We start from the raw sequence: 19,311 nt of genomic DNA, 5'->3' as shown, positions 1-19,311 counted from the left end.
CCTAAATCTCCCAGAATGGGGGACTTTGAGAATTTAATCCTTCTTTGACTTGAAGTCCCCCATTCGTGGGGGATTTAGGGGGCTTACAAGATCTGTAGCGATTAAAGATCAATTTGGTATACATCCCCCACAAGTGAAGAATTAGCGTAATTTTCCACATCTTAGAGAGTTCTCCAACCTGCAAAGTCCCCAGAATGGGGGATTTAGGGGGCTTTCCACCGCTCCAAACGCAGCCACAAACTTCTGTCGAACTTACGTTAAATTTGTTCAACAAATCTACTCAAATCAAATTGTTTCTCTTTAAAATAACGTTCAAAAATTAACGAAGTTCTGAGGAGAAACGGTATTAATGTATACCTTTGATATTGTTGGAGTCTCTCCAGTTTTGTCTTTCTTCAATCAACAACAAACTATTACTCAAAAAAATCTATCTACAGGAGTTGAATATCTCTCAACTTTTGAATGTACACTTGATGCTTTAATTCACTCAGTCGAAACCGTCAGCCCGCAGCACAACTGGCATCTAGACCAAGTTGTCGGAACCGTTGTGAACTTTTGGATGCAAAATTCTGATTTGATTCACCACTGGAAAGATCGACTCCAAGATGCAGGCAAAGAAAGCCTTCTTGTCAGCCGTGTTGCCGACATTGACTCACTCAAAACTGAGCTTGAATTGTTACTTTAACTCGATAAACTTAATTATCTCTGAACTCTTTCTTGGGCAGGACGTAGGAACAGAGCGAATACCGTTTTACTGAAAAACAGTTTAGAGGTGTTGCTATGGAAACTCAGGACAAAGTAATGTCAATGTCCCATTTAAGAGAACTCGGAATCACGCGAGAAATGGTCTTCCCGATCGGGCTTGGCGGAATGCCGATGTCAATCCGCGATCGTCCACCGGAAGACCAATCGATCGCCACCATTCATAAAGCTTTAGAACTTGGTGTTACTTTAATCGATACCGCCGATGCTTACTGTCGCGACGAATCCGACAAGCATCACAATGAGAAACTGATTTACAAAGCCCTGCAACAATACACGGGTGATAAAAGCCAAGTCATGATTGCCACCAAAGGCGGATTAATGCGCCCGAATGGAGCCTGGACACAGAACGGCAACCCGGATCATCTGCGTAAAACGATTCGCGAAAGTTTTGAAGCATTGGGCGGAGATAAGCCGATCGACATTTGGCAATATCACTCCCCTGATCCCAACTACTCGATCAAAGATGCACTCACTCCCGCCAAAGAAGCCCAAAATGCGGGAATCGTTCGTTATGTCGGCGTATCAAACTTCAGCATTGATCAGCTCAAACAAGCTCGCGATGTAGTCGAAATTGTTTCAGTGCAAAACCAATACAATCCCTGGCATCGCAACCCTGAATATGATGGCGTACTCGAATACTGCGAAGCCGAAGGCATCACTTTCTTACCCTGGAGTCCACTCGGTGGCATGAGTCGCGTCAAGCAATTACAGCAGTTCACCGGAATGACCGATCTCGCGGCTGAAAAAGGCTTATCAATTTACAGCCTGCTTCTGGCGTGGATGCTCTCGAAATCTCCTTGCATTGTTCCGATCCCCGGAGCCAGCCGCTCAGAAACGATCGCAGACTCGATCAAAGCCGCACAAGTCCGACTCGAACCACCAGAAATCGCGATCGTCGAAGATGCGATTGCAACCGTTTAATCTCAGTTTCTTTACAAAACTCAACAATCCCTGTTAAGCTTTGTAAAGAAATCAAGGAAAAAACAAAATGAGAAGCGGTTCAATTGTTGACGACCAAGGCAAGTTAAATAATTTTGCGATCGAACCCCAGATGTATGTCACTGACCAGCCTCAGTTCGGTTTCAACACCAACGCAGAACGCTTGAACGGTCGGCTTGCAATGATCGGCTTCGTTTCGCTCCTGCTTTTAGAAGCCTTTACCGGACATGGCATCATCGGATTCTTAACCAGCCTATAAAATTCGCAATATTTTATAAAAAAGGGTGACGCTACTAGAATGCGTCACCCTTTTCTGTTTTATAAGTTCTGTTTTACAAAAAGAACCAAACTGCAACCCCGATCGTAATTCCAACCGCGACCGCCCCAAACGTCTTCTTTAACCGCTCTAAAATTGGCTGAACTTGGTAACTCACCACCAATCGATCCTGCGCCAATACTTCCGGCGGCTTTTCCCACATTTGCCCGTCATACCAGCCCGACTCTTCATAAAACACGGCTGGATTGAGCAATCGTCGCTGCACATACGCCCATCCCAAATAAAGCCGCAGCAAAGCTAGACCCGGAATCACCAGCGCTCCTGCCGATGCAAATAGGAGAAATTGCGGCAAATGTTTCGCAGGTGGAAAACTGACGGCAGCAACGGGAGCAGAAATGAGCCAGGTGATCGCCCAAAGAACCGCAATCGGCTTCAGGTAGCCAATGCGATCAAGCGTTGCCCACCGAAAAAACCAAGATTCCTTCAGGTCTTGATATTCGTTGATTGGTCGCTGTTCTTCAGGAACGGGACAACTAACTGAGTTCATGATCAAGCCGAGGAAAGGAAAACATATCGTTTAGTATAAAAGACTTAGCTAGAGGATGAAAGGAGACGTAAAACAATGCCACCCCAAAGTTTTGAGAGCGGCAGCGTTTGTTCTGATTCCGCTTCGCGAAGGGACTCTTTCAAATCGGCTAAAATCTGCTCTTTTGAGTTGCTCTCTAGATCAAAATCATCCTCTAGAAGTGCGATGCGATTTCTTGCACAGTACAATCTATCACCGAAGTTCACGTCATTTCAGCAAGCTCGAAATTTAATAGAATCGCAGTCAAAAAAATCGGGAGGTCAAGCTGTGACCTCCCGATCGATTCAATTTACAACTCTAGAACTCAACAAAAGGCACTCGTGCCGCGTGACCCCAACACGACTCTAAGCCGTAATATTCGCGCTCTTGCGGCATCATGACGTGCACAATCACATCGCCGTAATCTTCCACAATCCAACTGCCCTCCGCAAAGCCCTCGGAGCGAATCGGTCTCCGGTTCATCGTTTCCTCGACTTTCTCTTCAATCGATCGAGCAATCGCCCGTACTTGCACTTTTGAATAGCCCGTCACCATGACAAAATAATCTGCCAGAACCGTCACATCGCCCACTTTCAGCAACACAATCTCACTCCCTTTCCGCTCATCGGCAGCCTCTGCCGCCAAACGTGCCAGTGTAGCGCTGCGATCGTCGAGATTTGCAATCGGTGTGGAAAGGGTTTGTTGGTTAGAAAGTTCTGTCATTCAGGTTTGAATTCCTTTTACGAAGTGGTTTAGTAAACTGTGATTCAGCGCGATCGTGCCCCAGTTTTATACTGCTGCAAGAACGCATTGCGCGTCTGAACGGTACGCGGATGGATCAAATGACCCGCTTGAATCAGGTGCTTGAGCGAGGCATCCGCCGATCGCCAAGTTGCCTGAATCAAATCTCGCCGACTCAAATCACGCAATTCTTCTAGCTCTGGGGTGTCCCCGCGTCCCGGCTCCAGCCCGTCTGCCAGATACACCACACAACTGAGTAAGCTCATGTTCGGACTGCCCAACGTGTGATGACGAATGGCATCCAATACTGATTGATCCTGCACTCCAAACTCATCCCGCGCTACGATCGCCCCCACATCGGCATGGAGAAGATGTGGATTCGACTCGTCGATCGGATCGAGCGTTAAGCCTTCGGCGATCGCCATATTTAACAATCGCTTGGGCTTAAAGAACTTAGCGAGATCGTGCATCAATGCCGCTTGAGCCGCTTTTTCGACATTGAGACCATGCAACTCGGCAAGCTCGATCGCAAACTGCTCCACCCGCAGAATATGTCGAATTCGAGTTTCAGGCACGTTTCCTTTTAGCCAGGATAAGACTCTAGCGCGAGTTCGATCCGGTGGAGGCAGTAAACCTGAGAGCGCGATCGATTGATTCACCTGCGGCGAAGTCCCTTCAGTCTGTAGTGCTTTGGGCAATTCACGCATATATGTGGCTAACTCCAGTCAGCGACACACAGCAAGTAATCCTCGACATTTAGCGCTTGCATCCTCTCAGTTCTGTCCTCATTTTAACGTAACTCTCTATTCTCGACTGCTCCGGTCGTAAGTTCGGTTTTTGCGGCAGACACTTGGAATTTCAGGTGATAGCATACGGGATAAAAGCAGTCAATTAAGTCTTGTACAGAACTTAAGCAAAGGTAAAAGGGCGATGTTTTTTCACTGGTCATATCTCCTGCTGATTCCCGGCATGATTCTGGTATTTTGGGCGCAGCAGCGCGTTCAAAACACCTATCGTAAATACTCAGAGATTCCCTCGCGTGGGGGAATGACTGGAGCGCAGGTAGCAAAGATGATTCTCGATCGTATGGGCATCTACAACGTCACGGTTGAACCCGTTGCGGGCGAACTAACTGATCATTATGATCCAAGCGCGAAAGCAGTCCGGCTCTCTGAAGTGGTTTACAATTCGACTTCGCTGGCTGCCGCAGCCGTTGCCGCTCATGAATGTGGTCACGTTCTGCAAGATGTGAAGGGTTATAAGCCGATGAATATGCGGGCGGCGCTGGTTCCAGCCGTGAACTTGGGTGCGAATTTTGGTCCAATTCTCATCATGGCGGGTCTGTTCATTGGCGCACTGGGTAAGGTATTCATCCCGCTTGGAATTGCGCTGTTTGCAGCGGTAATTATTTTCCACATTGTGACTTTGCCAGTTGAGTTTGATGCGTCGAATCGGGCATTGCGGCTGATCGATGAGTTGGGCATTTTGCAGGGTGAGGAAAATCAGGGAGCGCGGAAAGTATTGAATGCAGCAGCGTTTACCTACGTAGCGACTGCGCTGTATGCAGTGCTTCAATTGGTGCAATACATTCTGATTGCAATGGGTCAGCGTGATTAGTCGATTAATTTGAGTCAAATTTAGCAAACCGATCGAGTCGGATCGATCGGTTTTTTCATGCAGATTTGATGGGATACTGTTGCGAATTCCAGAACTTCGCGATCGTAGGGTCGTAGATTCCACCATGTTCAAATCCAACCCCAATGAAGCGAAAAACGATCCAGCCGCAAGCATACCGTGGCGAATTTTGGCGATCGCAGGCATCATCGGGTTTGGATTCAGCGGAATGCGGCATTTTATGATGCAGTCTGAAGCTTGGGATCTCGGAATTTTTGATCAGGCAGTTTATCTGATTAGCCAGGGTCAAACACCGTTTTCGACGCTGTTAAGATTTCATATTCTGGGCGATCATGCTGCCGTAATTTTTTACCCGATCGCCCTGCTCTACAAGATTTACCCCAGTGTGTACTGGTTATTGTTGATTCAAACGATCGCGCTTGTGATTGGCGGTTGGATTGTGCGAGAACTGGCACTTCAGGCAAAGATCACACCGAAATGGGCAACGCTGCTGATGGGGGTGTATTTGCTGTATCCCTTAACGTTTAATGCGAATATTGCCGATTTTCATCCTGAAACGATCGCCGTTCCCGCATTCTTAGGTGCAGTGTGGTTTGCCCGCGCTCAGCGATTGTGGCAATTCTGTATTTGTGTGGCGATTATTCTGAGTTGCCGGGATGCACTCGGATTGAGTGTGGCAGCGATGGGAATTTGGCTCTGGTTGTGTGAAGATCGGCGGGTTTATGGTGCGATCGCGCTTCTTGCCGGGATTAGTTGGTTTGTGATTGCAACGCAGGTGATCATACCGAGCGCTGAGGGCGGCGTTTCTATCGATCGGTTTCTATTCCGTTATGCCCATTTGGGAAAGTCTTACAGCGAAATCGCCAAAAATCTCATCTTCAATCCGCTGCTTTTTCTGAAGACCCTGTTCACCTTTCGGAACTTTGAGTACATCATTTTGATTTTTGCGCCGATCGTCTGGGCAAGTCATCCACGCAATTGGCTTCCTTTAGTTGCAGCCGTTCCCACACTGGCGATGAATATGCTGTCTCAGGAAGACGGACAGCGCACCCTCACCGATCAATATGCGCTGCCATTGTTGCCGTTTTTGATGCTAATTGCGATCGCAACCGTTGCCAATCCGCCGAAATGGTTGCCGAGCCGCCGAGCGATTTTAGCCTGGTCGATCGTGGGATTATTCATTCTCGGCAAGTATGGCTACTTCACGTTTTACATTCGGCGGATGGACACTTGGGCAGCGAGCCGAGCCGCGATCGCCCTGATTCGTGAAGACGATCGGGTACTGGCAGATGCGCGTTTGGTTCCCCACCTAAGTCATCGAAAAGTCATCGAGCAATTGGGACGACAGCAATCAGAGCCATATGATGCGGTGTTAATCAACGCCAAACGAGTCTGGGCAGTGCGGCGAGCGATGTCTGAAGCAGAAATTCAGCAGCTTCAGCAAACCTATGGATTGAAGCAGGTCTTTGCTCAAGACGGAATTGTATTGCTGCACCGTTAAGGACTCGGTGAGGGAGACACTTCAGGCGTAGGCATGGGCGATACACTCGGTTCAGGTGAGGGAGACACTTCAGGAGTCGGAGTCACTTCAGGAGTCGGAGTCACTTCAGGTGAAGGCGTAGAACTCGTGCTCGGTGAAGGCTGCGGCATCGATCGACGTGGCATCCGCCGAGGAGAACGGGGAACATCGGCAACGACAGCTTGAATATCCACCGACTGTGTAACCTGTTGCCCGTTGCGATTTCGAGCCGTGAGCGTAATCGTTTTTAAGTTACCCGGCATAATCGGATAGGTGATTGAGCCTCGCGGCTTGACCGCTCCCGAAAACGGCAAAAGCTCCACCTCTAAGCCATTTTCGTCTGCAACTTGCCAAGAAACCTCCACATTCGCAACATCTCCACTTGCAACAGGAAAGGTGTGTGTCAGTTGGCTTGTGGCATCTTGTCCGTTGAGGGTAAACGAAAGAATTTGAGGTCGTCGATCGGTTTCCGACGATCGCTCAATAAATAAAGGAGATTGCTCAGACGACTGAGAGGAACCGGTTGATTTTACGGTGACGGTTTCAGTGGTTTGCTGAACGATCGGAACGCGGGTGTCCGATTTCGAGAACAATTTCAGGCGATATTTAAACGTGCCGGATTGCGACGAGACAAAGGGAATCCCCTGACATTCAATTTTCGTATAGTTTGCGGGCTGCTGAAGCGAGGAAAACCAGGGCAGGTCAGGAAGCGGGAGTTCCCAAAGAACAGGTGCAGACTGAGCGGGTATCTCTGGGCGGACACGACGGCAGCCATTGTCCTGATCGGACTTCGCTTGCAGTTCTTGAGGAATTGAGGTGGAAAAATTGTAGGCTTTGCTTTGAATTTCTGCGCCTTCATCTAACTGAACCAGCACCAGTCGGTTCAGGGTTTCAGGATTTCGCACTGCCCAATTTAGGCGCACCGCATTGCTTGCGCCTTCAAGATAGGTTCGCTTGGTCGGACTAAACGTGAGCACATCAGCCGTTGTGATCGGTTGACGGTTGAATCGATAAACCAAACCCAACAGACTGAGAATGGTACTGGCTCCAAGCAGCAGCAAAGCGGCTAAAACCCATTTCGGTTGCGGAAACCAGAGGAGTTTTGCTTGCGGCGGATAAGGCGGAGTCGCTGAGACGAGATCGGTGGGAATCAGATACAAGCTGACCAATGAGCGTATTGGCTTGCCCCAGAACGGGCGCTGCCACTGCTGCCGGGGTGTGGCGTTGAGGACGATCGCCATTTCCTGATTTGGTGGAACTGTGACCGTACTGTTCTCGATCGTGAACTGGAAGCGCTTTTCTGAATCTCTGGCATCAAGGCGTAGCGTCTGTTCAACGTTGCCGCGATTACGAATGGTTAGCGTAAAGCTGGCATCTTCTTGGGGCACCGATCGCACTTTGGGGCTGAGTTCAGCTTCGAGATGCGCTTCGGCTAACACTTGAATATGAAGCGCATCGAGCGTCAACAGTTCTGAAGCATTCATCGAGATCAGTTGCAAGGTCGGCGAATAGTTTCCGGCAGGCGTAGATTTGGGCGGGTGAACCGTAAAGCGAATTTCGCCACAGTTTTCGCCACAGTGCCGAGCTTCGAGCCGTAAGCCATCGACGGATTCAGCCGCATCGACGGATTGGGAATTGCGATTGAGATACTCGATCGTGAATGCCTCTGGTGGCAGTCCCGCACAGTTGAGATAGATCAAATCAGAGAATGCAGAACGATTTTCGATGTTGATCGTGAAGGTAACGGAGCGACCAGGGCGCAATAGACAAGGCATTTCAGCCGTCGTCCCTGGATCGATCCTCACGTTTAGCGTTTCTTGCTGGGGCTGAATGGACGGGACTTCAAACTGAAGCGGATGGCGAACTGTTTTGTTGATGTGTTGCTCAGATTTGTAGGCGATCGTGTAGTGATAAATGCCCGGAGCCGCATGAGCGGGAATATCAAAGTTGAGCGTGATGGTTTTGATTTCTCCCGGTGCGATGGCCGTTGGCGATGTCGGTGAGAAGGAATGCCATTCCAGCAGGGAAAAGAAGCTAGGTTCGGTGACTTCTAGCCAATAGTGAATTGCTACGTATTTTGCATTTGGCGCTGTGTTAGCGATCGTGAAACTTTGACAGAACCGAATGCCTCGATCTGTCTCAATTCTTTGCATGTCAGAGCGCGTTTCAATTTGCATCAAGTGTTCTCTTCGACTCCAACCCGTTCCATATTGTGACGCAACTTATTCGCTTCTGAAAGCACTTCAAACAAAAAACATAAACCGTAGACCTATAGCGATCCCGTTTGAGTCGTGAACGCTAAAAGGAGTAGGAAGTAGGGAGTAGGGACGGCACTTTCATTTAATGCAGCAGCGCTCTGTGGAAGACTTTGAGAACCTTTGGCGGGATATTCGGCATGAAGTTAGGACAGGACGACGGAGTTTAGAGTTGGGCCCTGAAAAAGCTAGATCGCGATCGTGCTGGATTAGCTCAAACGAGAACTTGAAGCGATCGCTTAGCTCCACGAAGTGACCGCCTAGAGTCGAACCAGAGTCGAACCAGGGTCGAACGTTCTCTATTTCTATTTATTCAAAGTAATTATTTCTGTTGAAGATGAACGAGGAGAATGCAAATAACAAGAAAGATTTGATTTTAGATAGAGCAAATTCATTCTATCTCTGCGTCAAGAGGGAGGCAGATGAAGATTTTGGTGTGACTTCTCGTACTCGGTGAGGATTTCCTGATGTCTGGCATTCGGTAATCTAACAATCGTGGGCACTCTCAAAGCTTCCGCAAAATGATTAACTAAAGACAGTCAATCCTTAAGAGCTTGTTGTTACAATACTTTATAATTCTTGCCTCCGGTGTCGATCGATGAATGTAACCTCTCCTTCCTCTATTGCTGCTGAAGCGCCTCAACCTACGGACACTCTTCCCTTTATTCGCACCGAGAACGGCATGATCACATCGGAGTTAGCATTGGTTCCGAATCAAGCCGATATGACAACGCTGCGCTATGACCCTGATTTGATTGCAGCCTATTATCGGACGCGATCGCTTAAAGTTTGGCAGCGCACGCTGGGAATTTTTCTACCGTTTCTCTTCTTTGCAGCGCGGCTGTGGTGGGATCGCATTACCGGAAGAACGATTGAAAGTCAGCCCAAACAGGCGATACATCTGCGCGAGATGTTGACGAATTTAGGTCCTGCATTTATCAAAATTGGGCAGGCACTGTCTACGCGACCGGATTTAGTGCCGCCGACCTATCTGGAAGAATTAACCAAACTTCAAGATCAGCTTCCTCCATTTCCAAACGAAGTTGCATTCCAATTTATTCGCGAAGAGTTAGGCAAAACCCCGGATCAGATATACGAAGAATTGAGTCCGATGCCGATCGCCGCTGCCTCTTTAGGTCAGGTCTACAAAGGCAAGCTGAAAACAGGCGAAACCGTTGCGGTCAAGGTTCAGCGTCCGGGACTGGCGCGAAGCATTGCTCTGGATATGTTCATTCTGCGGCGTTTGGCAGGGTGGGCGATGAAAAACATCAAGCAAATCCGGAGTAACTTGGTTGCGATCGCTGATGAATTAGCGACTCGCATCTTTGAAGAAATGGACTACACCCATGAGGGACATAACGCCGAGCGATTCCAAGAACTCTACGGACACCTGCCAGAGATCTACGTTCCTAAGATCTACTGGGAATATACGGGACGGCGAGTTCTGACAATGGAATGGATTACTGGAAACAAGCTGACGCAACTCGAAGCGATCCGCGCTCAGGGCATTGATGCAACTCACCTGATTGATGTTGGGGTGCAATGTTCGCTCCGACAGCTTCTAGAGCATGGATTCTTTCACGCCGATCCACATCCTGGCAACTTACTGGCAATGCCCGATGGACGCTTAGCCTATCTCGATTTCGGCATGATGAGCCAGGTTGAACCTTATCAGCGATATGGGCTAATCGAAGCGATCGTCCACCTGGTAAACCGGGATTTTGAGGGCTTAGCTCAAGATTATGTCAATCTGGGATTTCTATCGCCCACGATGGATCTGACTCCGATCATTCCAGCATTCGCGGAAGTATTCAACGAAGCATTAGGTGCTTCTGTTGCCGAAATCAACATCAAAAGCATCACCGATAAATTATCGGCGCTGATGTACGAGTATCCTTTTCAAGTGCCTGCATTCTTCGCGTTAATTATTCGATCGCTGGTCACGCTTGAAGGAATTGCGATTAATGTTGATCCCAATTTCAAAGTTCTGAGCAAAGCTTATCCTTATGTATCAAAACGGCTCTTAACTGATCCGGCTCCAGAACTGCGGGCATCGCTGCGCGATCTCTTGTTCAAAGATGGAAGTTTTCGCTGGAATCGGTTAGAGAACTTGCTGAAGAATGCGCGAGACAATTCAGACTACAACTTAGATCAGGCGCTCGATCAGGCGGCCGACTATTTGTTTAGCGATCGGGGTGAATTTATTCGCGCAAACTTAGTCGATGAAATTGCGAAAGCATTAGATTCACTGAGCCAAACTGCTTGGAAAACCCTGTCTTATGGTTTTCGCGAACGAGTGGGTTTAGCAGTCGAACGATCGCCTTTACCGCCTGAAAACCAAGCCACTTTAGACCATCTCAAGCGGGTGTGGAATATCCTGAGAGAAACACGCGGCTTCAATCAGACGAAAATGCTTGCATTAATCCCGCGTTTATTAGCGAAACCTGAAACTCAGAAGATGGGGCAGCAAATCATCAGCGATCTGTCTCAGCGACTCGCAGCGCGATTAATTCGAGAAGTGTTACTCAAAGAAGAGGTAAGTCGTCCAGTGCAGCCCACCTCAGCTTTAACCGTAGTTCGATAACCTGAAAAAGCAATTAGCGTTCGGATTTCTGCCCATCCCGGCGACCCAGTTCATAAACACCGCAGCCCATACAGGCAAGCACTCCAACGCTAATTGCCCAACTTCTTCCCAAACCAATCTCCACCCCAAAATTGCACAGCGCCCCGATGCCCAAAAACGGGAAAATACTCAGAATCGAAGCATAAAACGCATTCTGAGCTTCTCGCGCCGATCGAGTGCGCTCAAACTCTTCGATCGATGAATAGAGCGATCGCTCCGCATAGTTAAACCAGCGATTCAGTTGCTCCATCACCCAATCGCTCACAGGCGAGAATCCCAAATAGAGCGCCAACGCCCAGAGACAAGCCCCCGCAATCGCGCTTGGATCAACCGTGATGCTAAAGACAAGTAAATCGATCGACATCTTTGCAAAAGGACAAACGTTGTCCTCAAAGATAACGAATGCCTCGCGTAAAAATCAATCACTCACTCATCGGTGAATAAATCAGCCTGCAACTCAAATTCAGGTAAAACTGTTTCTCCAGATAATGGTGTCGGCAGGGATTTGACCTCTTTATCCTGACCTTGTCGATAAATTTCGACCTGCTGATCCTGTGGATTAAACAGCCACCCCAGCCGAACACCGCTATCGAGATATTCCTGCATCTTTTCTTGCAAATCGCTCAGACTATCGGTTCGAGAGCGCAGTTCAATTACAAAATCAGGCGCGATCGGGGGAAATTTTTGGCGTTGTTCCGGGGTGAGTGCCAGCCAGCGCGATCGTTCAACCCATGCTGCATCGGGCGAGCGATCACCCCCACCAGGGAGCCTAAACAATGTTGAGGAACTGAATACTTCTCCAAGATTTGTTTGGCGATTCCAGATTCCTAAATCGATGATATAGTTAGCCTCTCTCTTGCCACTATCTCCGCCAACCGGGGGCATAACGATTAACACTCCTTTCGTGTTCCGTTCAATGTTCAACTTAGGATTACGAATGCAGAGTTGATAAAACTGCTCATCACTGAGATGAACATGATCCAGATTCAACTTGAGGGGAAGCGACAGTTCCATCTTTTAACTCCCACTGCTGGCTTGAATACGCTCCTTCATTATTGCTTAGGGGGACAGACGATCGATGACCCATTGCCCATCATGAAGCTGATAGCGTAATCGATCGTGCAAGCGACTCGATCGACCTTGCCAAAACTCAATTTCACGCGGAATCACTCGAAATCCTCCCCAGTGCGGCGGGCGCGGCACTTCTTGATTCTCGTATTCAAGCTTCAATGCCGCTAACTTTTGCTCTAACACCTCACGGTTCGGAATCACCTCGCTTTGCTCGGATGCCCAAGCTCCCAAGCGGCTATTGTGTGGACGACTAGAAAAATATCCATCCGATTCTTCCGGTGAAACCTTCTCGACCGCGCCCACAATTCGCACTTGGCGCTCTAACTCTGTCCACAGAAACACCAGTGCGGCTTGAGGATTGGTTTCTAGCTCTTTGCCCTTGGTGCTGTTGTAGTTCGTGAAAAAGGTAAAGCCCCGATCGTCCACCGCTTTAAGCAAGACAATTCGGGCATCGGGAATGCCGTCTTGCGATGCGGTCGCTACGGTCATCGCGTTGGGTTCGGGTAGTTCTGCCTTCACCGCTTGATCAAACCAGCGGCGAAACTGCTCGAAAGGATTTGGATCAACATCTGTTTCGTTGAGCGTTTCTCTGGTGTAGTCTTTTCTGAGGTCTGCGATCGAGGAAGTAGCCATCGTTTTTATCTATCTTTGTCCTAATTGCATTCTTTGTCCTAATTGCATTGTATTAAAGACACAGAGTAGATTACTGAAGACTTGCACGATCGGAGGACGACAACGAATGACGCTGTTACTTGCTGGCGATATTGGGGGAACGAAAACGATTCTACGTCTGGTGGAAGCGGAAGCAGATCATATAGAAACCGCCCGAAACAACCGATTTGAGAAACGCTATTCCAGCCGTGAATTCCCAGATCTCGTACCAATGGTGCAGACGTTTCTCAAGCAAGCGCAAGAAGAAACCGGACAGACGTTTCAGCCGCAAAAAGCCTGTTTTGGCATCGCAGGGCCTGTGGTAGACAACACAAGCAAGGTTACTAATGTTGGCTGGACACTGGAAGCAGATCGTTTATCGGAACAGCTATCCACCCCACAGATTTCGCTAATCAATGATTTTGCGGCGGTTGGTTATGGGCTTTTAGCGCTAGATGAATCGGATTTGCAAACACTACAAGTTGGCAAGCGCGAACCGAGTGCGCCGATCGCGCTGATTGGTGCGGGCACAGGATTAGGGCAGGGATATCTGATTCACAACGGCAAAGAGTATCAAGTCTTTGGTTCAGAAGGTGGGCATACAGATTTCTCTGCACGCACCGAACTAGAGTTTCAACTATCGCACTATCTATTAGAGAAGCTTAATATCGAGCGAGTGTCCGCCGAGCGTATCGTTTCTGGACAGGGCATTGTGTCAATTTATCAGTTTCTGCGCGATCGCCACTTCGCAGCCGAATCTCCTGAAATTGCAAAGCTGATGCAGGTCTGGGAATCGGAAATCGGCAAGAGTGAGAAAACGGTTGATCCGGCAGCCGCAATCTCGCAAGCGGCACTGGAGAAGCGCGATCGGCTTTCAGAAAAAACGATGCAGATCTTCATTGAAGCCTACGGTGCAGAAGCAGGAAATCTGTCGCTGAAACTGCTTTCGTATGGCGGATTGTACATTGCAGGTGGAATTGCAGCAAAGATTTTGCCGTTGATGGAAGAAGGCAGCTTTTTACGATCGTTTGCGCTAAAGGGCAGAATGCGATCGTTGATGGAACGGATTCCTGTTCAGGTTGTGTTGAATCCACAAGTTGGACTGATTGGAGCCGCGCTCTGTGCATCTCGCTTGTGATCATCTTGTGTGATCATCTTGATTGTGCAGAGGCTAATTTTGTGTAGAAACACGATAGAGCAAGCCTAGTCGATTTGTGAACGCATCGCGTTTCAGTCCTCACCCTAACCCTCTCCTTAGGGAGAGGGAACAAGAGATCTCTGGCTCCTTGATACTAAGCATCAAATTGTTCTTCAATTGAGCCAGTTCAACACCCGATCGCTACATCACGGGTTCAATCACAAACAAATTCGCCGCAACCGATCGCGCGCTCAGTAAAAACATTAGTCAACTTCCCTGTGTACGTATAGCTAAAGATGTGGTAGTTCACCATCTCATGAACTATAGGAATTATTTCGCGGCAGCGTTTAATGTTTGGGACTTCGCTAGCCATCGACTCAGTAATACGGATGCTGAATATTCACTCGGTCGCGATCTATCGAACAAACAGTACAATGGGCAGACTGAATAAAAATGCTTCTATTTCAGACCTGTTCTAGATCCTAGACGGAGTGGCATAAATTACCTGTGTCAAAAATTTTCACAGATTGACTTATAAAGTAAAGAGGAATTCCCGATGCAATCTTTTCTCTCGATCGACGATCTCGAATGTATTTCACAAGAAACGCTCCGCTTAATGGAAGTTCGTCAAGACATTCAACAGCGATTAGAACAATACTGTGTTCGCCTAGAAGAACTCAAGCAGGGCTTTGACCAAAAAGGCATCCTCGAAAGTGATACTCAAGCGCAAGCAACTTACGAACAACTATCTACTGCTATCCGGCACTATCGCACGCAGATACAGCATGACTTACCGGAGCTATCTCGCCGCTTAATCGAAGCGCGTCAGTCTTTAGCGGACAATGGGGAAAGCACGGCTGACATTGACCTGATCAAACAAATCATCGAAGAGCGACGAGAAGAACAGGCGCAGCGCGAATACGAAGCGCAGATGAGTAAGCATCAAGCCGAAAGATTAACGCAGGAGCGGCATGAAACCGCAGAACAACTGCTCGATCGCATTCGCGAACAGACGAATTATTATGATGCGTCGTACTTAGCCATGGATGTCTATCACTACCGCGAAGATTTAAAAGGAGTCAATCGCTTAGATGAAGTCGTAGAGTTTTTGTATAACCGAGTTCAAGCACTCAGCGAGAAGCCGATTACGATTCAAGGGACTGCGATCCAGAGGCTTAAAATCATGGATGCTCATGCCCGTAAGCTTTGGTCGCAATCGCAATCTGAACCAAGACCAATTAGCGAAAAACGATCGAAGCCTGCGCCGTCTGACAGTGAATCCGACAGTGAAACTGAGGAAAAAGAATCCTACACCCATCTACGGGGAAAAGTAGTCGTGTTTGGCGGACACACAACGACGCGAACCTATGTAAAGGAGAAATTGCCCAAGGTTTATTTTGTCTGGTCTACCGTGGAAGATGGATTGCTGATTGTGGATCAAGCGGTGCAGCAGATTCAGACAGCCGATGTGGTCTTATTGCTCACCGATGATACAAGCCATGCGGTCACGCGCAAAGCCATGACCGAACTGCGACGATTGAAAAAGCAACCGATCGAACTCCATCATGAAGGTGTGAATACGATCGTGGAGAAAATCGCCTGGAAACTCATGTTTAAGTCTTGTTAGAGGATGCTTGTAATACTTAGCTGGAATACTTAGCAAATTCTTGTATCTGTCCTAGCCCAACTCGTCAAAGAATCGCTAATTTGGTATTGGTGTGATAGTCTAGTCGCCTGTTGACAGCCTTGCGTATGCTGCAATCTGGCATTCACAGATCGAGGATAGAGGCGCATGGCTGAGCCGTTAATTGAACTTAGAGAAGTCAGCAAAACGTTTGGGGAAAACAAAGTCCTCGATCGAGTGAATCTGACGATCTATCCGGGAGAAGCACTGGCGGTGATCGGCCCATCGGGGACGGGAAAATCAACAGTGTTGCGGATTATTGCAGGACTGCTGGCTCCCGATCAGGGAGAAATTCACGTCGGCGGCAAACGGCGCAAAGGATTAATCGAGGATGCTCCCGACCCCTTACTCATCAGCATGGTGTTTCAGCAAGCGGCGCTATTTGATTCACTCACCGTTGAAGAAAATGTCGGGTTTCTCCTGTATCAGCATTCCCGGCTGTCTCGTCGCCAGATTCGGCAACTGGTGGAGGAGCGCTTAGAGATGGTGGGACTGTCGGGAATCGGGCAGCGCTATCCAGCAGAGTTATCAGGCGGCATGAGAAAACGGGTGAGCTTTGCGCGGGCGATCATGGTGAACCCTGAGAATCCTGAAGATACGCCTGCTGTGCTACTTTATGATGAACCAACAGCGGGCCTTGATCCGATCGCTTCGACGGTGATTGAGGATCTGGTGCGAGTGCTGCAAGATCCGCAGCGGGGCTGTCAAAGTTATGTGATGGTGACACACCAAGAGAGTACAATCCGACGGACTGCCGATCGCGTATTATTTCTCCATCAGGGGCAGGTGCAGTGGGAAGGCAAGGTACATGAACTCGATACGACAGACGAGCCGTTAATTCGGCAGTTTTTGAGTGGCAGTGTGGATGGGCCGATTCAGGTATTAAGGTAGGAGTTATGCGATCGCGAACGGTTCGAGAAGGTTCAGTCGGGTTGATGATTTTGGCAGGCGTAGGTCTGTTTGGCGGCTTGGTGCTATGGATTAAGGGGCTGAATCCTGCGAATCAAAGTTTTACGGTCTATGCGGATTTTGCCGCGATTAATGGGGTGCAGACGGGGTCTGCGGTGCGCTACCGTGGCGTGAACGTGGGCAGAATTGAAACTATCGTTCCAGGGCCGAATGGGGTCGAGGTAAGGCTAGAGATTACACGGTCGGATCTCGCGATTCCGAAAGATTCAGACCTGAGCGTGAATCAAACAGGCTTACTCGGTGAAACGGTGCTAGATATTACGCCACGTCGAGCGATTCCTGAGACAGCGGTTTCGGCGGGGCCTCGCGATCGTAACTGCGATCGCGAACTAATTCTCTGCCAAAATTCCCGCATCAGAGGCGTCATTGGGATTAGCACCGATGAGTTGATTCGGGCGACGATTCGCTTTGCAGATACCTATAGCAATCCTCAATTTACTGGCAATATCAATACCCTGACGAAAAATAGCAGCGAGGCAGCCTCTGAGATTGCCCGGCTCAGCCGCGAAGTCACCGGATTGGTGAGAACGGCACGAACTGAAGTGAGAACTTTTTCATCTACGGCACGATCGATCGCAAATACGGCAGATCAAGCCACGTTAACGATCGCGCAAATCAATGAGCTCATTACAGCGAATCGATCGACCTTGGTTTCGACGTTGGATAATTTGAGTGCGACAAGCACTGAACTCCGCGGCAGTGTAGCGCGGTTCAGTCCGTTGCTAAATCAAGTTGAGGGGAGTAATTTGCTCCGCAACTTAGAAACACTGTCAGCAAATGCAGCTCAAACTTCCGCAAATCTCCGGGATGTTTCAGCCACGCTGAACAATCCGACAACGGTAACTATGCTGCAACAGACTTTAGATTCTGCTAGAGCAACCTTTGAGAATACGCAAAAGATCACTTCAGATTTAGATGAGCTAACGGGCGATCCAAAGCTGCGCGATAATTTGAGGCGATTAATTAACGGATTAAGCGGCTTGGTGTCTTCGACGCAACAGCTCCAGCAACAAGCCGAGATTGCTCAGATTCTAGCTGCACCAACCGCGCAGCCTGTACCCCCTCAATCCGCAGCAAAACCGATCGACACGGGTTCATCAACACCCTAGAACGCTGATCAAACTGTCTTGAAAGTTGACGATGAATTAGGGGACTTGTTCAAGACGATCAATCATTGTCGTCTTTATCAGACGATTGATTCTTGTCGTCGTCATCGTCTTTACCAGGCGATTGATTCTTGTCGTCGTCATCTTGGGCTTGATTCTTGTCGTCATCATCTTGGGCTTGATTCTGGTTTTGTTGCTGCTGATTGGCTGGTTGGTTCACGGCTTCCTGTGGCGCTTGCGATTCTGGTTTTTTCTCAGCTTCAGGTTGTCCGCAGCTTGTCAGTAAAACGCTCCCAGTCAGCAGTGAAGCACTGATCAGTAGCGCTCCCAAAGTTTTCGTTCCTAAGCTTGTCATAATCACCATCTATTATTTAATCTTCTTTCAAGAATCTAGCGAACAGAAGTCCTAATAACGTTCTAAATTTTCTATAGGTATGATTCGTCAACCTCAATGGATACTTCTGTTTGATCGCTAGAACCAGCGCTTCGGATACCCTTTTCCTGTAGCGAAACGGCTGAACGCCGCAGTACAACCAACCATGATCAGCGATCCGGCTAATACGGGAGTGAAGAGAAAGTCCCAAGATGCACTATTCATCACGCCGACTAAGGCAACCGCGCCGCCCGGAGGATGGATCGTTTTGGTTAATTGCATCAGCTTGATAGCTGTAGCAACCGATAGCGCCATCACCCAAGGAGCCGTCCCAAAGTAGTGAACCGAGAGAATGCAGACGATCGCGCCAATACAGTTTCCTAAAATCACGTTGCGGGGTTGAGCAAGCGGACTGTCGGGGAGGGTGGAGAGAATGACGGCAGTTGCACCAAAGGGAGCCGCAATCAGCGGATGGTGAGTGTGTACTGAAAGATAAGCCAGCGTTGCAATACTGAGGAAACTTCCGAGCCAACAGAGCAGAATTTGACTGTAAGAGAACTGAGGTTGGTTGGTAGTTCCAAAGTGCTGTAAGAAATATCGCAGCGATCGTACCGTTGATCGAGATCGAGTCAAGGTTTCAGCGTGGCTTTCGGAAAAGAGCTTTCTCATAACAGCACTCAATAGTTGAACTAAAGTTGAACTATTGTCAGAATACCGTAACAATTATGCTCGAAACAGAGAAACTGTGCCTTTCACTACAGTTTTTTCTTATCAAGCCTATATGAGTTCGTCTACAGATTGAGCAGGATTTCGATCAGTCCGCGCAAGAATTTGATTTCACTGCCGAGGCTGCACCCCCTAAAACCTGGGTATTGCAGTGAACACGGGAGTGTTGGCAATGAAATTACAAATTGTGGATGCAGTTGGTCTGAATCGAATTGCAGGCTTGGGGAGTTGTGCGAGTGCTGGCTATGGCAGTGGCGACAGTGGAAGACGATCG

Annotated in this window: 20 protein-coding genes; 11 read left to right on the top strand and 9 right to left on the bottom strand. The window is 48.6% G+C overall.

Going from position 1 to position 19,311, the window contains the following annotated elements; translation table 11 throughout:
• Positions 1-349 precede the first annotated feature (349 nt).
• The 3 genes from NC981_RS08525 to NC981_RS08515 all read left to right on the top strand — a co-directional run bounded on the left by NC981_RS08525 (position 350) and on the right by NC981_RS08515 (position 1,963).
• A complete protein-coding gene (locus NC981_RS08525) occupies positions 350-685 on the top strand; it encodes a hypothetical protein (RefSeq protein WP_190376982.1) in 336 nt (111 codons plus the stop codon).
• Between the two features lie 122 nt (positions 686-807).
• Positions 808-1,686, top strand: coding sequence for an aldo/keto reductase (locus tag NC981_RS08520; protein ID WP_348242654.1), 879 nt, complete (start codon positions 808-810; stop codon positions 1,684-1,686).
• Positions 1,687-1,753: 67 nt separating this feature from the next.
• Positions 1,754-1,963 carry a chlorophyll a/b-binding protein gene (locus NC981_RS08515; protein WP_190376984.1) on the top strand — a complete coding sequence of 70 codons (210 nt, stop codon included), beginning with the start codon at positions 1,754-1,756 and terminating at the stop codon, positions 1,961-1,963.
• Between the two features lie 73 nt (positions 1,964-2,036).
• Here the strand turns inward: NC981_RS08515 and NC981_RS08510 are convergent, their stop codons facing one another.
• The 3 genes from NC981_RS08510 to yqeK all read right to left on the bottom strand — a co-directional run bounded on the left by NC981_RS08510 (position 2,037) and on the right by yqeK (position 3,994).
• Positions 2,037-2,528, bottom strand: coding sequence for a CGLD27 family protein (locus tag NC981_RS08510; RefSeq protein WP_348242433.1), 492 nt, complete (start codon positions 2,526-2,528; stop codon positions 2,037-2,039).
• Positions 2,529-2,864: 336 nt separating this feature from the next.
• On the bottom strand, positions 2,865-3,269 hold the full coding sequence (gene rsfS, locus NC981_RS08505; protein ID WP_348242432.1) for a ribosome silencing factor: 405 nt from the start codon (positions 3,267-3,269) through the stop codon (positions 2,865-2,867).
• Positions 3,270-3,313: 44 nt separating this feature from the next.
• Positions 3,314-3,994, bottom strand: coding sequence for a bis(5'-nucleosyl)-tetraphosphatase (symmetrical) YqeK (yqeK, locus tag NC981_RS08500; protein WP_348242431.1), 681 nt, complete (start codon positions 3,992-3,994; stop codon positions 3,314-3,316).
• 223 nt (positions 3,995-4,217) lie between these two features.
• On the opposite strand from yqeK, the gene NC981_RS08495 reads away from it, so the two are divergent.
• Complete coding sequence (locus NC981_RS08495; protein WP_190376988.1) at positions 4,218-4,904, top strand: zinc metallopeptidase; 687 nt, start codon at positions 4,218-4,220, stop codon at positions 4,902-4,904.
• Positions 4,905-5,028: 124 nt separating this feature from the next.
• Positions 5,029-6,423 carry a DUF2079 domain-containing protein gene (locus tag NC981_RS08490; protein WP_348242430.1) on the top strand — a complete coding sequence of 465 codons (1,395 nt, stop codon included), beginning with the start codon at positions 5,029-5,031 and terminating at the stop codon, positions 6,421-6,423.
• Here the strand turns inward: NC981_RS08490 and NC981_RS08485 are convergent.
• Positions 6,420-8,594, bottom strand: a complete 2,175-nt coding sequence (locus tag NC981_RS08485) for a hypothetical protein (RefSeq protein ID WP_348242429.1) — start codon at positions 8,592-8,594, stop codon at positions 6,420-6,422. The two genes, NC981_RS08490 and NC981_RS08485, sit on opposite strands and share 4 nt — an antisense overlap.
• Positions 8,595-8,784: 190 nt before the next feature.
• Between NC981_RS08485 and NC981_RS08480 the strand changes: the two genes are divergently transcribed.
• Both NC981_RS08480 and NC981_RS08475 read left to right on the top strand, forming a co-directional pair.
• Entirely contained in the window at positions 8,785-8,952 is a 168-nt protein-coding gene (locus NC981_RS08480) for a hypothetical protein (RefSeq protein WP_348242428.1), read from the top strand.
• Positions 8,953-9,294: 342 nt separating this feature from the next.
• Complete coding sequence (locus NC981_RS08475) at positions 9,295-11,280, top strand: AarF/ABC1/UbiB kinase family protein (protein WP_348242427.1); 1,986 nt, start codon at positions 9,295-9,297, stop codon at positions 11,278-11,280.
• Positions 11,281-11,293: 13 nt separating this feature from the next.
• On the opposite strand, the gene NC981_RS08470 is transcribed toward NC981_RS08475, so the two are convergent.
• The 3 genes from NC981_RS08470 to pdxH form a co-directional block, all read right to left on the bottom strand.
• On the bottom strand, positions 11,294-11,683 hold the full coding sequence (locus NC981_RS08470) for a hypothetical protein (RefSeq protein WP_348242426.1): 390 nt from the start codon (positions 11,681-11,683) through the stop codon (positions 11,294-11,296).
• A 62-nt stretch (positions 11,684-11,745) separates the two neighbouring features.
• The gene (locus NC981_RS08465) at positions 11,746-12,333 is read right to left on the bottom strand and encodes a Uma2 family endonuclease (RefSeq protein ID WP_348242425.1); all 588 of its coding nucleotides are present in this window, start codon (positions 12,331-12,333) and stop codon (positions 11,746-11,748) included.
• A 45-nt stretch (positions 12,334-12,378) separates the two neighbouring features.
• Entirely contained in the window at positions 12,379-13,023 is a 645-nt protein-coding gene (gene pdxH / locus NC981_RS08460; RefSeq protein WP_348242424.1) for a pyridoxamine 5'-phosphate oxidase, read from the bottom strand.
• Positions 13,024-13,129: 106 nt separating this feature from the next.
• Here pdxH and NC981_RS08455 point away from each other — a divergent pair, with 106 nt between their 5' ends.
• From NC981_RS08455 to NC981_RS08440, 4 genes are all read left to right on the top strand, one after another.
• A complete protein-coding gene (locus tag NC981_RS08455; RefSeq protein WP_348242423.1) occupies positions 13,130-14,179 on the top strand; it encodes a glucokinase in 1,050 nt (349 codons plus the stop codon).
• 556 nt (positions 14,180-14,735) lie between these two features.
• Positions 14,736-15,806: a hypothetical protein gene (locus NC981_RS08450; protein ID WP_190376996.1), complete on the top strand. Its 1,071-nt coding sequence runs from the start codon at positions 14,736-14,738 to the stop codon at positions 15,804-15,806.
• A 165-nt stretch (positions 15,807-15,971) separates the two neighbouring features.
• Positions 15,972-16,754 (top strand): ATP-binding cassette domain-containing protein, encoded by a 783-nt coding sequence (locus NC981_RS08445; RefSeq protein WP_190376997.1) that lies wholly within the window; start codon positions 15,972-15,974, stop codon positions 16,752-16,754.
• Positions 16,755-16,759: 5 nt separating this feature from the next.
• Positions 16,760-17,941 (top strand): MlaD family protein, encoded by a 1,182-nt coding sequence (locus NC981_RS08440; protein ID WP_348242422.1) that lies wholly within the window; start codon positions 16,760-16,762, stop codon positions 17,939-17,941.
• 58 nt (positions 17,942-17,999) lie between these two features.
• On the opposite strand, the gene NC981_RS08435 is transcribed toward NC981_RS08440, so the two are convergent.
• Both NC981_RS08435 and NC981_RS08430 read right to left on the bottom strand, forming a co-directional pair.
• On the bottom strand, positions 18,000-18,302 hold the full coding sequence (locus tag NC981_RS08435) for a hypothetical protein (RefSeq protein ID WP_190376999.1): 303 nt from the start codon (positions 18,300-18,302) through the stop codon (positions 18,000-18,002).
• 108 nt (positions 18,303-18,410) lie between these two features.
• Positions 18,411-18,980 carry an HPP family protein gene (locus tag NC981_RS08430; protein WP_348242421.1) on the bottom strand — a complete coding sequence of 190 codons (570 nt, stop codon included), beginning with the start codon at positions 18,978-18,980 and terminating at the stop codon, positions 18,411-18,413.
• Positions 18,981-19,311: the final 331 nt, after the last annotated feature.

The sequence above is a fragment of the Leptolyngbya sp. DQ-M1 genome (assembly GCF_039962505.1).
Taxonomy (GTDB): Bacteria; Cyanobacteriota; Cyanobacteriia; order Leptolyngbyales; family Leptolyngbyaceae; genus Leptolyngbya.
This window is presented reverse-complemented; position numbering and strand designations above follow the sequence as displayed.

What these genes read in the sequence shown, in the direction of transcription:
- NC981_RS08525 (WP_190376982.1), top strand. Translation starts at nt 350, where the DNA reads ATGTATACCTTTGATATTGTTGGAGTCTCTCCAGTTTTGTCTTTCTTC.
- NC981_RS08495 (WP_190376988.1), top strand. Translation starts at nt 4,218, where the DNA reads ATGTTTTTTCACTGGTCATATCTCCTGCTGATTCCCGGCATGATTCTG.
- NC981_RS08470 (WP_348242426.1), bottom strand. Translation starts at nt 11,683, where the DNA reads ATGTCGATCGATTTACTTGTCTTTAGCATCACGGTTGATCCAAGCGCG.
- NC981_RS08445 (WP_190376997.1), top strand. Translation starts at nt 15,972, where the DNA reads ATGGCTGAGCCGTTAATTGAACTTAGAGAAGTCAGCAAAACGTTTGGG.
- NC981_RS08490 (WP_348242430.1), top strand. Translation starts at nt 5,029, where the DNA reads ATGTTCAAATCCAACCCCAATGAAGCGAAAAACGATCCAGCCGCAAGC.
- NC981_RS08480 (WP_348242428.1), top strand. Translation starts at nt 8,785, where the DNA reads ATGCAGCAGCGCTCTGTGGAAGACTTTGAGAACCTTTGGCGGGATATT.
- NC981_RS08455 (WP_348242423.1), top strand. Translation starts at nt 13,130, where the DNA reads ATGACGCTGTTACTTGCTGGCGATATTGGGGGAACGAAAACGATTCTA.
- NC981_RS08430 (WP_348242421.1), bottom strand. Translation starts at nt 18,980, where the DNA reads ATGAGAAAGCTCTTTTCCGAAAGCCACGCTGAAACCTTGACTCGATCT.
- NC981_RS08465 (WP_348242425.1), bottom strand. Translation starts at nt 12,333, where the DNA reads ATGGAACTGTCGCTTCCCCTCAAGTTGAATCTGGATCATGTTCATCTC.
- NC981_RS08510 (WP_348242433.1), bottom strand. Translation starts at nt 2,528, where the DNA reads ATGAACTCAGTTAGTTGTCCCGTTCCTGAAGAACAGCGACCAATCAAC.
- NC981_RS08520 (WP_348242654.1), top strand. Translation starts at nt 808, where the DNA reads ATGTCCCATTTAAGAGAACTCGGAATCACGCGAGAAATGGTCTTCCCG.
- pdxH (WP_348242424.1), bottom strand. Translation starts at nt 13,023, where the DNA reads ATGGCTACTTCCTCGATCGCAGACCTCAGAAAAGACTACACCAGAGAA.
- NC981_RS08475 (WP_348242427.1), top strand. Translation starts at nt 9,295, where the DNA reads ATGAATGTAACCTCTCCTTCCTCTATTGCTGCTGAAGCGCCTCAACCT.
- rsfS (WP_348242432.1), bottom strand. Translation starts at nt 3,269, where the DNA reads ATGACAGAACTTTCTAACCAACAAACCCTTTCCACACCGATTGCAAAT.
- NC981_RS08435 (WP_190376999.1), bottom strand. Translation starts at nt 18,302, where the DNA reads ATGGTGATTATGACAAGCTTAGGAACGAAAACTTTGGGAGCGCTACTG.
- NC981_RS08440 (WP_348242422.1), top strand. Translation starts at nt 16,760, where the DNA reads ATGCGATCGCGAACGGTTCGAGAAGGTTCAGTCGGGTTGATGATTTTG.
- NC981_RS08485 (WP_348242429.1), bottom strand. Translation starts at nt 8,594, where the DNA reads ATGCAAAGAATTGAGACAGATCGAGGCATTCGGTTCTGTCAAAGTTTC.
- yqeK (WP_348242431.1), bottom strand. Translation starts at nt 3,994, where the DNA reads ATGCGTGAATTGCCCAAAGCACTACAGACTGAAGGGACTTCGCCGCAG.
- NC981_RS08515 (WP_190376984.1), top strand. Translation starts at nt 1,754, where the DNA reads ATGAGAAGCGGTTCAATTGTTGACGACCAAGGCAAGTTAAATAATTTT.
- NC981_RS08450 (WP_190376996.1), top strand. Translation starts at nt 14,736, where the DNA reads ATGCAATCTTTTCTCTCGATCGACGATCTCGAATGTATTTCACAAGAA.